This window comes from Paenibacillus sp. ALE3 (assembly GCF_054113405.1).
Genome location: NZ_CM134214.1, coordinates 4,836,231 through 4,848,651 on the forward strand (window position 1 = coordinate 4,836,231; position 12,421 = coordinate 4,848,651).

Sequence of the window (12,421 nt, forward strand, 5' to 3'; positions counted from 1 at the left end):
CTAGCGAGAAGGGGAATTATTTTACATGTCCGATCTATGGATTACTGTATTAGGAGGCTTTTCAATTGAGTAAGCTGGCATACGTGAGCATCATTTTAGGAATCATCATCATGTTATTTCCTACCGCTAATGAATGGTTGGAAGATCAAAAGCAAAAAGAGCTATTACAGGAAGCTGAATCATTATCAAATACAGATACATCGACACTGACTCCCGAAATGATGAAAGGATATACAAATTTGTCCAATTGGCTGACAAATACTGCAGCAGCGGATGGGCCACAATTGTCACAAGCCACTCCCCCATCGTCGGCTTCAGAGCAAGCCCCAATCGCTACAATCCAGATTGATCGTATCGGGCTGGAACTTCCTGTACTCGAAGGTGCAACCCAACAGCATATGAGATATGCAGCCGTACATATGTCGGAAACTGCGACACTCGGCCAGGTGGGGAATGCTGCCATAGCCGCTCATCGCTCACGAACAACTGGACGTTTATTTAACCGGCTTAATGAGGTGAAAATCGGAGATCAGATTCTAATTCACACTCGGGGTGAAAAATACGTATACAAGGTCTACAACATTTCAGTCGTCACTCCTTCAAATGTCTCCGTTTTAAAAAGCATCAAGAAACAAAAGCTTCTCACACTAATTACCTGTGATCCTCTTGTAAATCCGACACATCGACTCATCGTTCATGCCAGACAACTAACCTAATGCCGCTAATAGAAGCGGAATAATCTATAAACTATATTGGTGGTGAACCCATTGAGTATATCTTTAACAGCCTTACTTCTAATCGGTCTAACTTTGGCGCTGTGGATATATACGTTAATTTTTTTACATTCTGTGATGATGGAAAGAAATTTGCTGCGGAAACTTGCCTATCAGGACCCTGTAACGGGTCTATTCAATCGGAATGCACTTGAGCTATTTTGGAAACGAAGCAACGGCAAGGAAGGCTTTGCTATTATGTATCTTGATCTGGATGGATTCAAAGCCATTAATGACACATATGGACATCAAATCGGTGATAAGCTGCTCAGACGGGTAAGCGATCATTTACTCCAGGTAACAAACTCCCATCAGAAAGCTTTTCGAATCGGTGGTGACGAATTTCTACTCATTATGAAGGATTATGATGCCGATCAGGTCACAGTTCTGGCAGAACTGCTGCTGCAAAAAATCAGCGTTCCTTATAACATCCAGGGAATCAATCTTCAAGTTACAGGTAGCATCGGGATTACTATGCATCCTTCTCCGAAGAAGCCCCTGCCTTCTTTACTGAAAGAGGCCGATATCGCCATGTACCAAGCGAAAGGAATGGGGAGAAACCGCTATGCTGTATACCAGAGGATCAAACAGAGGCCAAACGTCAGATCATATGGTACTGCACGAGTGATAAAGTTTGCAGCTGGTTTTCGAAAAAAAACAAAGATCCAAAGTATACAACAAATGGCAACTCTCTAACACTAACAAAAATACCCGTAACAACAAATCAGGCGGGTAAGGTCCTGTTTATCCAGGATTATACCCGCCGATAAAACATTCCTACTCCACCTTACCCTTGGCAATCAGCTTGAAATCATCAAAGTGGAATCCTGGTGCAACAACACAGGTTACCAGCACAGGCTCATCCCCCAGCGGACGTGCCGTTTGCCATACAGTTCCTGGTACGAGTGCTTGTGGATGTTGTCCTGCCTCCACATCTGCACCAACGATAATTACCGTTTCTTCGCCAGGTTCTTCTCCGCTTCCACCCAATTTTAACTCTATAGGGCTTCCACTATGGTACAACCACAGCTCGTCAGAATGGACCACATGCCATTCGGAGAACTCACCCGGATGCAGCAAGAAATACGTAGACGAAGCTGCAAAGCGCGGACCGGAATACACATCCGGCAGTACAGGCTTCGGAATTTGAAAATTGGCCTTCCACATCTCTTTGTACCAGCCGCCTTCTGGATGGGGCTCCATGCCCAATGCCGTGACTAGCGGTGAAATAGCTTTCGTCATTGTCTATCCTTCCTTTACCCTAAATTCCTTCTTCCCTACTGTAAAACATAGCGCTGCTTTTGTCACGTTTCTCCCTCTGCATGTCGAGGTTTCATAGTTTATGTCAAACTAAATAACATTAAATTGTGGATATATATTCGTTTTCATCATATAAATAACAAATAACTAGTGTAAAAACAGCCAAAAACACTTTTCACGTAAAGTTTATTGACATAAAATCTTGTTTTTTATTGTAAGCTTATAGTATCATGAGAGAAATTTCGAAATTCTAATAGAACTGCATCATGTCATTCCGTCTACTAAGCGATGTATTCAAGTCAAAAAAGGGGTGAGCTCTCTGATCCATTTTCGCAATGTCAACAAGCATTACGGTCACTTTCATGTACTTAAAGACATCAATCTTCAGATTAAGGAGGGCGAGGTCGTTGTCATCATCGGTCCCTCCGGCTCAGGTAAAAGCACCCTGCTTCGCTGCATCAATCGTCTGGAAACGATATCTGATGGGGAGCTAATCGTTAATGATGTCCCCGTGCATGACAAAAAGATTGATATTAACGCCTTCCGTCGCAATATCGGGATGGTGTTCCAGCATTTCAATCTGTATCCCCACAAAAAGGTGATTGAGAACATTGTACTGGCACCGATGAAGGTACTGGGCATCCCAAAAGAAGAAGCTATTCAAACTGCCCTCACCTATCTGAAGCGTGTCGGAATTGAAGAAAAGGCACAGAGCTACCCCGCCCAATTGTCCGGTGGACAGCAGCAGCGGGTTGCAATTGCCCGCGGACTTGCAATGAATCCGAAAATTATGCTGTTTGACGAGCCGACTTCAGCTCTGGATCCCGAAACGATCGGAGAGGTGCTGGATGTCATGCGCTCGCTTGCCCATCAAGGCATCACGATGGTCATCGTCACTCATGAAATGGGCTTTGCTCGTGAAGTGGCTGACCGCGTGATTTTTATGGACAAAGGACAGATCTTGGAAGACAGCCAACCTGCTGAGTTTTTTCAGAATCCGGGTGAAGAACGGGCTCGCCTGTTCCTGAGCCGTCTGATTCATCATTAAACAGACTATTATTAACTGGAATAAAAATTGAAAGGGGATCATTTTGATGAGAAAAAGATTTCAGTGGAGTACTTTGGTGCTGGTTGCATTAACCTGTCTGCTCGTCTTGGCAGGCTGTGGAGGTAAGCAAGAAGCAGCAACGTCAGGAAATGAAGCAGCAGCTTCCAACGGGCTGGAAGCCATCAAACAGCGTGGAAAACTGGTCGTTGGGGTGAAGTACGACACCAAGTTATTCGGACTAAAAGATCCGGCTAGCGGGAAAGTCGAGGGCTTTGATATAGACATCGCCAAGGCTGTAGCCAAGCATATTTTTGGTGATGAAACCAAGCTCGAACTCAAGGAAGTCACGTCCAAAACACGAATCACCTTACTGCAAAATGGGGACATCGACGCTATTATCGCCACGATGACCATTTCGGATGAGCGCAAAAAACAGGTCGATTTCAGCGATGTCTACTTTAATGCAGGGCAATCCCTACTCGTGAAAAAAGGAAGCCCGATCACCGGTCTGGAGTCCCTGACACCCGATACCAAGGTACTCGCTGTTAAAGGCTCTACCTCCGCAAAAAATATCCGCGAAAAAGCGCCCAAAGCAACGATTTTAGAGTTCGAAAACTATCAAGATGCCTTCAACGCCCTCAAGGCAGGTAAAGGGCAAGCGCTGACGACCGATAACTCTATTCTGCTTGGCATGCAACAGCAAGATCCGAATTATACCCTAGTAGGTGGGAACTTCACAGAGGAACCTTACGGCATTGCAGTGAAAAAGGGTCAGACCGAACTGCTGCAAGCCATTAATGATACGATCAAGGAACTGAAAAGCAATGGTGAATACGATAAGCTGCATGAGCAATGGCTTGGGGTTAAACCCGAATAATGATCTTGTGAAGGAGCCGCGATTGCGTGCTCCTTCCTTTCTTAGCTCTGGATAAGGAGGTATACCCGTAGATGCTAACTTTTGATATCAACGTACTTTTCGATCATGGCGATCGTTTCAGAGAAGGCTTGCTTCATACCGTTCAAGCTAGTGTTATTGCCTTGATCGGAAGCTTCATTCTGGGGGCTATCATTGCCATCTTCCGAATTGCGCCTTTTAAATGGCTAAACTGGATCGGTACTGTCTATGTAGAGGTCATCCGCAATATTCCATTGCTGATTGTTGTACTGTTTTTTTATCTCGGTCTTCCCACTTTGGGCATCCCCTTGGACGGCTTTGTATCTGGAACGCTTGGATTGACTGTGTACACCGCCTCTTTTATTGCAGAAGCTATACGTGCCGGCATTCAATCTGTACCCAAGGGACAATTTGAGGCGGCAAGGTCCTCCGGGTTGAATTACAACCAGACGATGATCAGCATTATTTTACCGCAAGCCATTAAAATTGTACTGCCTGCAATCGGCAATCAATTCATCAATCTGGTCAAAAACTCTTCCGTGCTGGCCATTGTGGCTGGACTGGATCTCATGTATTACTCGGACCTCATTAACTCAGATACCTTCCTGCCCATCACAGTCTATGCGATCACGGCGCTGCTGTATCTTGCATTGACGGTTCCACTCAGCTTTCTTGTGCTATATATGGAGCGACGCTTTTCCAAAACATCCTAAGGAGGGAAGCCCGTATGGATTTCGGTGGATTGTTTGCATGGCCTAATGTGCGTTTTATACTGGAGGGCTTCCTGCTCACGCTGGAGGTCGCTATTTACTCTATCATATTCAGCTTCGCTCTCGGTATTGTGTTCGGCATCCTGCGCTATGCCCGTATACCTGTCCTTTCACAGGTTGCAGCCTTTATCATTGATCTGATTCGCAACCTGCCCTTATTGCTCATTATTTTCTTCATCGGCATGGTTTTGCCATCCATCGGATTATCGATTTCCCTCAAGTGGGCAGCCATTACAGGACTGTCGATCTTCGAGGGAGCCATGATTGCCGAAATTGTACGCAGCGGTCTCAATTCGGTTCATAAAGGACAGCTGGAAGCCGCACGTTCCTCCGGTCTAAGCTATTCTCAAACCTTATGGCATATCATTCTACCCCAAGCGCTTCGTCGCATGGTACCTCCTATTGTCAGCCAGTTCATTTCCCTATTCAAGGATACCTCACTGGCTGTCATTATCAGTTTGCCGGAGCTGACGCATAACATTCAGATCGTCGGTGGACAAAATCAATCTTTTGTCATTCCAGCTCTGCTGTTCGCCGCTTTCCTGTACTTTGCCGTTAATTACAGTATGTCACTGATTGCTCGCAGGCTAGAAGTTCGTACACATTAAAGCACGTAGTACTCATCAGGGTTGCCACTAGTTGGAACACTCTGTTAGTACAGCTTGTATCTGTTCAATCAATCGCTTCACAGCTTCTCCCTGGTAACGGTCAGACCGATAAATCAACTCTAGCTGACCTTGAGGCACGCCACGCAAAATAGGTACCGTGCAAAAATGTGAACGATCCAGTTCGGCCGCAAGGGACTTCGTCTGTAGGGTTACGGCAAGTCCCTCCTGCACCCAGCGCAGGATTGAAGGTATAGAATTGGTTTCCAGGACGGTTGCAAAGGGATAACCGCGATCACGGAAGCACTTCTCAATCAGCTTCCTGCCGGGATGGCACTCTGGCTGCATCGCCCAGGGTACATGCCTCAATTCGTCCAGCATAAGGGAAGAACGATTGGAAAATGCATGATTTACGGGGACAATAAGACAGTAGTTCTCTGTGCGAAGAGGAAGCTGGACAAGCCTTTCATCTGTACCCGAATGTAGGGTGATGCCAACGTCCACACGGTTATCCAGCAGCTGTTCTGTTACATCAAAGGATGGACAGATGTGCAAGCTGATTTTAGGAAATGACCGATGAAAGTGGGCAAACATCTCTTGCAACGACTCCTCTAGCTCCGGTAATGCGAGACCAATCCGTAAACTGCCGCGTTGCTCGGTACGCAGTTCCTCAATAGAAGCCTTCGCTTGCTGTAAATCTTTGAGCGCATGCGCACTGTGTTGCAGCAGCAGTTTCCCGGCATCTGTCATTTTGATTTTCTTGCCTGCACGGTCAAAGAGCGTCATGCCCAGTTCCTCTTCCAGCGCCTTAATTTGCAAGCTAAGCGTGGGTTGAGAGATACCGATCTTTTCCGAAGCCTTCGTAAAATGCAGTTCCTCGCATACGGCTATGAAGTATTGAAGCTGACGTATTTCCGTCTTCCTTCTCTCCCTTCGAGAATCCCCAGAATGTTTGCATGAACAGGTCAAAAGAAGCGCGAGATCGGATCAATCCGGTTCGCGCTTCTTCAGGTTATTGCGCTTTTTTAGATTATTGGGCTACTTCTGCTTTTTCCGCGGTCAACGTAATATTCGCAAACGCGTCTGCATCGTACTCCTTGCCGCGGGTAATATCGTAATTGGCTACCCGATTATTTACTGCTTCCAACGAGTAACGGAATAACGTCGGTACAACGGGCGCCTCCTCGCTCATATACGCCTGCCACTGATTGTATATATCTTTACGATAATTGTCGTCAAAGGCTTTCACAGACACCCCTTCCTGCAACAGCTTATCATTCTCTTCACTGGTAAAGCGCGAGTAGTTAAAGCTGGCTCCGCGTCCATACAGCCCACTAGGGTTTACATCTGTACCTGTACTCCATGCGCCGCCAAAAATATCAATGCCCGGGTCATCCTTCTGCACACGGTCATAGAAAGAATTGAACTCCAGCAGACGACCGTCCACCAGTTCGACATGAAGCCCGACATCCTTCCAATTTTGCAAATAAAACTTAGCCAGCGATTCGGCCGTCGCATCCCCGCTCATTGCTGCATAATGGAGCACCAGTTCCTTGCCCTTAGGGTCTTCACGGTATCCATCTCCATTGGTATCCACATATCCTGCCTCGTCCAGCAGCTTTTTCGCCTTGTCTGGATCATACGCAATGCCCTTCGCATTCACATCATGGTATCCCTTGAAGGCGGGCGGGATCAGGGATGTCGCAGGAGTCCGAAGCCCATGATAGAGCTGCTTGCCAACCTGCTCATTATTCAGCGCATAGCCAAGGGCCTGACGCAATGACTTGTTCGCCAGCTTGGCGTTCGGGTCCATAATATTTAGACTCTTGGCCTGATCAAATTTGCCCAGCTTAAAGCCTACATAGCTATAAGATAATTCCTCCTGACCGAGAAACTGTACATTTTTCGGATTACTGGCCTCATTGTAACGGGTGGTTGGATAGCTGGCCCAGTCGATTTCTCCGCTTTTCAACGCCTCAGTAATGACATTCGGATTCACAACCTTCAGATGAAGGCCATCCAACTTGGGCGCACCGCGGAAATAATCTTCATTTTTGACGAATTCCACAGATTCACCTGTGACCATAGATTTAATTTTGAATGGCCCATAGCCAATCGGATGTTTGCGGACAGGGTCAGATCCAGCCATATCCTTTACAGGAATGTTCTGGAATACCCTCTTCTCCAGTGGTGTGGACCAAAGTCCCGACTTTACCGAAGGATTAGGTTCCTTAAAATGAATGGTAACCTCTTTCTCATTCAGCACCTTGATGCCAGAAATGGTTTTGGCCTTGCCGGCGTGATAATCTTCCATACCTACAATGTTGGTCATAAAACTATCATAACGTGGACCTTCATAGTCTTTGTGGCCAATCACTTCATAGGAAAAAGCATAGTCCTCTGCCGTTACGGGATTACCATCTGTCCAGTTCAGTTTGGGATCAATTTTGACAGTCACTGCCTTATTGTCTGCGGAAAAGAAAATCGTCGCCGCTCCTTTATCGTCAATATTCAGATTGGAATCAATCGAAAACAGGGAAGGGTAGAAAAACTGGAAGACTTCAAAATCCGGATTTCCATCATAAAATACAGGATTCAGAATACCTTCAAAAGGGGTATCGGACACAAGTGCATAATTGATGATGCCGCCCTTAATCGGGGGGTTATCGTTCTTGACCGCCTTTGCCAGCGCAGTCGCATTCACCTGCTTGCTGTCGGCCCCTGATCCACCTGTACCGTCAGACGATTTTGCTCCATTCGAAGCGGAAGGCGAGCCGCTGCATGCAGCCAAAGAAAGCACCAAAATGGCAGATAGAACAGGCAGAATTCCTTTTTTCCAGCGTTTAACCATTGTAATCCCCTCCTTGTTGTTGTCCTTATCCTTGAATTTCGGTTTAACCCAATCGTTGTTTGGCATCCGTGGCACGTTTGAGTGCCTGACCGATAAAGTTGATTGCCAGCATTAGCACCAATATAAGCAGTGAGGCAGGCAACCACATCCACCAGTTGTTCTGCAATACATCCGGGTCATTCGCATAACTCACCAGTGTCCCCAAGCTCGGAGTAGATTCCGGCAAGCCAAAGCCGAGATAGGAAAGCCCGGTCTCGATCCCGATATTTCCCGCAAGACTGAGCGTCAGATTAACAATCACAACAGAGCTGAGATTGGGCAGCACACCCAACCAGATGATCTTCCAATTGGGTGTGCCAAGGGTTTTGGAAGCCTGCACGTAGTCCAGTTCCCGCTCAGACAGCACCTTGGCCCGGATCAGGCGCGCTTTTCCAATCCATAAAAAGGCAGTCATAATAAAAATAAAGGAACCTATGCCGCTTTTGGGCACAATGCTGACAAATACGATAACCAGCATCAAGAATGGAAGCACCAGGATAAAATCAATGATTCGCATGATGATGTTATCAACCAGTCCTCCATAAAACCCAGCCAGTAAGCCCAGCGTCAAGCCGATGGCGGCGGATAACAAAGTAATCGTAAAGCCAATGGTAAAGGAATTGCGGGCCCCAATGACCAGCTGGCCGAATATATCCCTGCCCGCTCGGTCCGTACCCAGCCAATGCACTGAACCGGGAGCTTCGCGGATCGCACCCAAATCGACCGTCGTGACTACATCCTGATTGACAAACAGGACAGAGGCATATATAAAAATCAAGAACAGAGCCACAAATCCAATAGAAATCAAGGCCATTTTGTCACGTACGAGTTCACGACGCAGTACAGACCAGCTAGACGGTGATTTACGAATGATTTCCGGCGAGAAGACTTCCTCCACCTGCATAGACACCATAATCCCTCCTTTTCTCTAGACTTGTTCTCTATTCAATTCGAATGCGGGGATCGACCTTGCTTAGGATGACATCAGATAAAAGGGTCCCTAATAGTGCCAAGAAGCCGGAGATCATGACCAGTGCGTTCACAACTGAAAAGTCCCGTTGGGTGATGGACTGAAGAAATAGCTGGCCCAACCCCGGATAACCAAAAATAGATTCTAGGAAAACGTTGCCCGCAATCACACCCGTCAGATCGTAGCCCAAGAAAGCAGCAATGGGTAATAAAGAGTTTTTGAAAATATGACGGGAATAGATCTTTCCTTCGGGTACCCCCTTGGAACGCGCCGTTTTCACAAAATCCTTCAGACGTGTGTCAATGACCTCATTGCGCAAATACTGAATCGTAGCCGTTGTACTGAGTAATGCGCCTGTAACCGCCGGTAGAATGAGGTGATATGACTTATTCACGTAATATGACCATGTCCCCGGCTCTACACCTACATCCACACTGCCGCTGGTTGGAAACCAGCCAAGCCTGAACCCAAACACGTACAACAACAGCAATGCGAGTATAAATAGAGGTGTCGCAAAGCTGAGATAGGTATACCCGACCACGGTTTTATCCAGCAGACTATGCTGATAACGACCGCTGAGTACTCCCAGCGGAATGGCGATCAGATACGTTAGAACCAGAATCACAACACCCAGAAAGAACGTGTTCCCCAAACGACTGCCAATCAAATCGGTAACGCTAATTTTATGTACATAAGATTTGCCCAGATCCCCATGAGCAAGCTGGACGAGCCAGTTCCCATACTGCACCCACACCGGGTCATTCAATCCCAGTCTTTGCCGCTGTTCTTCCAGTGCAGCCGGATTTAGATTGGGAGTTGAAGTGATGAGCCCTGTCAGGGCATCCCCTGGCATAGCCTTAGCTAGGAAAAATATAAGCACACTCAGTGCAAAAAGTTGAGGGATCATAACCAGCAGCCGGCGCATTGTAAATTTCCACATATTCTGTCCCCCCTTATGGTAGCGCGACTTGATGGGATGAACTTACTGACTTTAGTGCAAACGGCTTTCCACTCGCGTCTAGATGTTTGGGCAGCTCTGACTTGTAAGAGGATAAAAGCTTTTGCCTTTTTTGAGCATTTTCCAGCCGTTTCGCAGGATCGATACTGGGAATGGTGGCAATAAGCCGCTGGGTATACAAATGCTGTGGACGCTCATAAATATCTTGCTCGCTCCCCTGTTCCACTAAGCGACCTCGGTACATGATGCCGATTTGGTCGCACATATGGCGGATAATCCCCAGGTCATGACTAATGAACAAATACGTCAATTTGAACTCCCGCTGCACATCCTTCATAAAATTAAGCACCTGTGCCTGCACAGAAACGTCAAGCGCTGATACGGGCTCATCTGCAATAATCAGTTTTGGGTTTAATGTCAGCGCACGCGCAATCCCGATCCTTTGCCGCTGTCCCCCGGAAAATTCATGCGGATATTTGTAGGCCGCATCAGCGTTCAAGCCAACCTTTTCCAGCAGCATCTGTACTTTCCGCCGTTCTTCCTCATTACTCAGCCTTTCAAAGTTTCGCAGTGGTTCAGCAATGACATCCAATACGCGCTTGCGCGGGTTAAGCGAAGAATAGGGGTCCTGAAAAATCATCTGAATGTCTCTACGCAGCGGATGGCGGTTATTACGACTCAGAGCCGTAAGATCCTTGCCATTAAAAAGAATCTGTCCGCTCGTCAGCTTATTCAGGCCGATAATCGTTCTTCCTGTCGTCGTCTTTCCACAGCCGGATTCTCCTACTAGCCCGTATGTTTGGCCTGCCTCTATGCTGATCGACACGCCATCCACTGCTTTTACCTGATCAACGACACGCTGGAAAAAACCGCCGCGCACCGGATAATGAACCTTCAAATCATTTATCTCTAGTAGTGCCATGAGCAGCCTCTCCCTTTGTCTCATCTTCAAAATGAAAATGTTGGTAACATGTACAGCGGACCCAATGGCCGGGAGAAATTTCACTTAATCGGGGATGGTCTTCATGCATTCTCTGCTGAATCCAAGGAATACGCGAAGCAAAGCGACAGCTATTGCGAGGAATATCTTGCAAGGAGGGAACAATACCACCGATGACATGCAGCGGTTCTCCCTTGGTATGCGATCCCGGCATGGAGGCTAGCAAGGAACGCGTATACGGATGCTGCGGATGCCGAAATAATTCAAAAACATCTGCGCTTTCCACGATTTCTCCGGCATACATTACCACCACACGGTCGGCTACTTCGGCCACAACGCCAAGATCGTGCGTAATCAGAATAATTCCGCTTCCGGTCTCCTGTTGAAGCTGTTTGAGCAAGTCAAGAATTTGCGATTGAATGGTTACATCGAGCGCAGTCGTCGGCTCATCTGCAATAATAAGAGAGGGTCGGCAAGCTATGGCAATCGCGATCATCACACGCTGGCGCATCCCTCCTGAAAGTTCATGCGGATACTGTTCATACACACGTACGGGATTGGGTATATCCACGCTTTCCAGTAGCTCCAGTACACGTTCCCTTTTTTGCTTCGTAGATAGGGACGTATGATAATCGAGATTTTCCTCGATCTGCTTACCAATGCACATTAACGGGTTAAGTGCTGTCAGCGGGTCCTGAAAGATCATGCCAATGCCCGCTCCGCGGATTTTATTCATTTGCCCTGAGGAGAGAGGGATCAGATCCGTGCCTTTAAAAAGAACCTTTCCTTCGACACGTGTTCGCTCCATGTCATGCAGTTGTGGGATCGAAAGCGCCAACGCGCTTTTGCCACAACCGGATTCTCCGACTACAGCCAGCACTTCATTGGGATTGACCGTCAGATCCAGATGGTCGACTGCGGGGTGATATTGATCCTTGATGCGAAAAGATACGGATAATCCCTTAATCTCCAACACGGGTATATTCAATGTGCGCTTCCTCCATTCTCCATGGTCTTGTCCCGCTTATTCTCACCATGTTTGATGTTTAAAACCTCTCATGAACATTACATACCGTTTTTATCGGAATAATTTGAATACATCCTATCACCAGTATATGGATATATCAATTAAGATTATGCTATCAACATCATTTAAAAAATCAATGATCCAGCAGTAGCGCGACTTTCCTGGCACAAAATGTAATCAAATAACCAACCACAGGTTAATTTTCATCACAAAAAAGCCGTTTGATCCCCTACAGAGGATCAAACGGCAAACTAGCACCCAACCACTCACACTGAATTCTTTACG

Annotated in this window: 13 protein-coding genes; 6 read left to right on the forward strand and 7 right to left on the reverse strand. The window is 46.9% G+C overall.

Annotated features, from left to right (window positions below; genetic code table 11):
- Positions 1-65: 65 nt before the first annotated feature.
- Together ACXHJ2_RS21660 and ACXHJ2_RS21665 are read left to right on the forward strand one after the other, a co-directional pair.
- Complete coding sequence (locus ACXHJ2_RS21660) at positions 66-716, forward strand: class D sortase (protein WP_238791130.1); 651 nt, start codon at positions 66-68, stop codon at positions 714-716.
- 135 nt (positions 717-851) lie between these two features.
- A complete protein-coding gene (locus ACXHJ2_RS21665) occupies positions 852-1,469 on the forward strand; it encodes a GGDEF domain-containing protein (RefSeq protein WP_238791717.1) in 618 nt (205 codons plus the stop codon).
- A gap of 81 nt (positions 1,470-1,550) precedes the next feature.
- Here the strand turns inward: ACXHJ2_RS21665 and ACXHJ2_RS21670 are convergent, their stop codons facing one another.
- Positions 1,551-2,015, reverse strand: a complete 465-nt coding sequence (locus ACXHJ2_RS21670; protein WP_013369054.1) for a cupin domain-containing protein — start codon at positions 2,013-2,015, stop codon at positions 1,551-1,553.
- 328 nt (positions 2,016-2,343) lie between these two features.
- Here ACXHJ2_RS21670 and ACXHJ2_RS21675 point away from each other — a divergent pair, with 328 nt between their 5' ends.
- The 4 genes from ACXHJ2_RS21675 (at position 2,344) to ACXHJ2_RS21690 (ending at position 5,354) form a co-directional block, all read left to right on the forward strand.
- On the forward strand, positions 2,344-3,081 hold the full coding sequence (locus tag ACXHJ2_RS21675) for an amino acid ABC transporter ATP-binding protein (RefSeq protein WP_017427181.1): 738 nt from the start codon (positions 2,344-2,346) through the stop codon (positions 3,079-3,081).
- Positions 3,082-3,127: 46 nt separating this feature from the next.
- Entirely contained in the window at positions 3,128-3,958 is an 831-nt protein-coding gene (locus ACXHJ2_RS21680) for a transporter substrate-binding domain-containing protein (RefSeq protein WP_013369051.1), read from the forward strand.
- A 71-nt stretch (positions 3,959-4,029) separates the two neighbouring features.
- Complete coding sequence (locus ACXHJ2_RS21685) at positions 4,030-4,689, forward strand: amino acid ABC transporter permease (protein ID WP_165083799.1); 660 nt, start codon at positions 4,030-4,032, stop codon at positions 4,687-4,689.
- 14 nt (positions 4,690-4,703) lie between these two features.
- Positions 4,704-5,354, forward strand: a complete 651-nt coding sequence (locus ACXHJ2_RS21690) for an amino acid ABC transporter permease (protein ID WP_165083797.1) — start codon at positions 4,704-4,706, stop codon at positions 5,352-5,354.
- A gap of 27 nt (positions 5,355-5,381) precedes the next feature.
- On the opposite strand, the gene ACXHJ2_RS21695 is transcribed toward ACXHJ2_RS21690, so the two are convergent.
- From ACXHJ2_RS21695 to ACXHJ2_RS21720, 6 genes are all read right to left on the reverse strand, one after another.
- Positions 5,382-6,320 (reverse strand): LysR family transcriptional regulator, encoded by a 939-nt coding sequence (locus tag ACXHJ2_RS21695; RefSeq protein ID WP_238791714.1) that lies wholly within the window; start codon positions 6,318-6,320, stop codon positions 5,382-5,384.
- 61 nt (positions 6,321-6,381) lie between these two features.
- A complete protein-coding gene (gene opp4A, locus ACXHJ2_RS21700) occupies positions 6,382-8,202 on the reverse strand; it encodes an oligopeptide ABC transporter substrate-binding protein (RefSeq protein ID WP_165083795.1) in 1,821 nt (606 codons plus the stop codon).
- Between the two features lie 43 nt (positions 8,203-8,245).
- A complete protein-coding gene (locus tag ACXHJ2_RS21705) occupies positions 8,246-9,145 on the reverse strand; it encodes an ABC transporter permease (protein ID WP_016818864.1) in 900 nt (299 codons plus the stop codon).
- A 37-nt stretch (positions 9,146-9,182) separates the two neighbouring features.
- Positions 9,183-10,151, reverse strand: a complete 969-nt coding sequence (gene opp4B / locus ACXHJ2_RS21710) for an oligopeptide ABC transporter permease (protein WP_013369045.1) — start codon at positions 10,149-10,151, stop codon at positions 9,183-9,185.
- 13 nt (positions 10,152-10,164) lie between these two features.
- Positions 10,165-11,091 (reverse strand): ABC transporter ATP-binding protein, encoded by a 927-nt coding sequence (locus tag ACXHJ2_RS21715; protein ID WP_025679577.1) that lies wholly within the window; start codon positions 11,089-11,091, stop codon positions 10,165-10,167.
- Positions 11,069-12,097, reverse strand: a complete 1,029-nt coding sequence (locus ACXHJ2_RS21720) for an ABC transporter ATP-binding protein (RefSeq protein WP_165083793.1) — start codon at positions 12,095-12,097, stop codon at positions 11,069-11,071. The genes ACXHJ2_RS21715 and ACXHJ2_RS21720 overlap by 23 nt, the downstream gene beginning before the upstream one ends.
- Positions 12,098-12,421: the final 324 nt, after the last annotated feature.

Bases quoted from the DNA above. Each gene is read 5' to 3' on its own strand.
- ACXHJ2_RS21665 (WP_238791717.1), top strand. From the start codon at position 852: ATGATGGAAAGAAATTTGCTGCGGAAACTTGCCTATCAGGACCCTGTA.
- ACXHJ2_RS21670 (WP_013369054.1), bottom strand. From the start codon at position 2,015: ATGACGAAAGCTATTTCACCGCTAGTCACGGCATTGGGCATGGAGCCC.
- ACXHJ2_RS21680 (WP_013369051.1), top strand. From the start codon at position 3,128: ATGAGAAAAAGATTTCAGTGGAGTACTTTGGTGCTGGTTGCATTAACC.
- ACXHJ2_RS21685 (WP_165083799.1), top strand. From the start codon at position 4,030: ATGCTAACTTTTGATATCAACGTACTTTTCGATCATGGCGATCGTTTC.
- ACXHJ2_RS21690 (WP_165083797.1), top strand. From the start codon at position 4,704: ATGGATTTCGGTGGATTGTTTGCATGGCCTAATGTGCGTTTTATACTG.
- opp4A (WP_165083795.1), bottom strand. From the start codon at position 8,202: ATGGTTAAACGCTGGAAAAAAGGAATTCTGCCTGTTCTATCTGCCATT.
- ACXHJ2_RS21705 (WP_016818864.1), bottom strand. From the start codon at position 9,145: ATGCAGGTGGAGGAAGTCTTCTCGCCGGAAATCATTCGTAAATCACCG.
- opp4B (WP_013369045.1), bottom strand. From the start codon at position 10,151: ATGTGGAAATTTACAATGCGCCGGCTGCTGGTTATGATCCCTCAACTT.
- ACXHJ2_RS21715 (WP_025679577.1), bottom strand. From the start codon at position 11,091: ATGGCACTACTAGAGATAAATGATTTGAAGGTTCATTATCCGGTGCGC.